This is a genomic window from Amycolatopsis sp. SID8362, assembly GCF_010550475.1.
Classification (GTDB): Bacteria; Actinomycetota; Actinomycetes; order Mycobacteriales; family Pseudonocardiaceae; genus Amycolatopsis; species Amycolatopsis eburnea.
Map to the genome: position 1 here is coordinate 1 of NZ_JAAGNB010001085.1, position 1,342 is coordinate 1,342.

2 protein-coding genes are annotated in these 1,342 nt (G+C 75.0%); one reads left to right on the top strand and one right to left on the bottom strand.

Going from position 1 to position 1,342, the window contains the following annotated elements; translation table 11 throughout:
- On the bottom strand, positions 1-428 hold a 428-nt coding region (locus G3I65_RS33940), incomplete at its 3' end, for an MFS transporter (protein WP_160699720.1).
- A gap of 50 nt (positions 429-478) precedes the next feature.
- On the opposite strand from G3I65_RS33940, the gene G3I65_RS33945 reads away from it, so the two are divergent.
- Positions 479-1,342, top strand: an 864-nt coding sequence (locus tag G3I65_RS33945; RefSeq protein WP_166640928.1) for a LysR family transcriptional regulator, incomplete at its 3' end; no start/stop codon positions are given.

A 1,342-nucleotide genomic window follows, 5' to 3' on the forward strand; every position in this document is an offset into this window, starting at 1 on the left:
CCGCCGATCGTGTTGCCGGCGATCATCGCGCCGACGGCGGCCGCGACTCCCGCGCGGCCCAGGCGTTCGGCCAGGTAGGCGGCCGCGACGCCGGGGAAGCCGGCGATCGCGACCCCCTGCAGCGCCCGCAGCACGAGCAGCGCCGGGTACGTCGGCATCAGCGGCAGCAGCAGCCCGAACACCACCGACGCGATGACCGACGTCAGGATCACCGGCCGCCGTCCGACCACTTCGGACAGCGCGGCGATCGGCAGGACGGCGATGGCGAGCGCGCCGGTCGCGACGCTGACCGCGAGCGCCGCGCCGCCGGGGTCGAGGTGGTACTGCGCGGCGAGCTGCGGCAGCACCGGCTGCGGCGCGTAGAGCAGGGCGAAGGAGGAGATCCCGGCCGCGGCAACGGCGGTCTTGACTCGGCGCGTGGAGGTCACGACCTGAAAGTAAGCAGAGCTAACCAATACGTCCAATGCGTTCGGCTGGCATGATTCATGCGGTGACGTATGACTCGCTGTCGGCGCAGGTCGCGCCGCACCTGCCGCTGCTGGCCGCCTTGCGGAAGACGGGGAACGTCACACGCGCGGCCGAGCTGCTGGGCGTCCCGCAACCGACGGTCAGCCGCCGGCTCGCGGCGCTGGCGGACGCGCTGGGCGCACCCCTGACGGTGCCCGACGGCCGCGGCATCCGCCTCACGCGCGCGGCGAACCTGCTGGCGGAGGCGGCGGAGCGCGGTCTGGCGGCGCTCGACACCGGCGTCCGGCTGGCGCGGGAGGAGGTGTCCCCGGAGTCGGGGCACGTGGTTCTCGGGTTCCTGCACCTGCTCGGCCGGTCGCTGGTGCCGTCGCTGCTGCGCGGCCACCGGGCGCGATACCCGGGTGTGCGGTTCACGCTGGTGCAGGGCTCGCGGCAGGAGATGGTCGACCGGCTGGTGGGCGGCGAGGTGGACCTGGCGTTGCTGGCGCCGCTGCCGTCCGTCCCGGCGCTGGCTTCCGCGGGCCTGGTCGACGAGGAGATCCTGCTCTCGGTCCCGGCGGCCCACCCCTTGGCCGGGCGGCGGTCGGTGCGGGTTTCGGAGCTGGCGGACGAGGAGTTCGTGCTGCTGGAGCAGGGCTACGGCGTGCGGACGCTGACCGACGAACTCTGCGCGGCGGCGGGGTTCACGCCGCGGATCGCGTTCGAGGGCCAGGAGTCGGACACGGTGCGCGGCCTGGTGGCGGCGGGCCTCGGGGTGGCACTGCTGCCGCGGTTCGGCCCGGGGAGCCCGGCGGGGGTCGCGGAGGTGCCGCTGTCGCCGCGGCCGTACCGGACGATCGGGCTGGCGTGGCGGGCGGAGGAGCCGATGACCCCG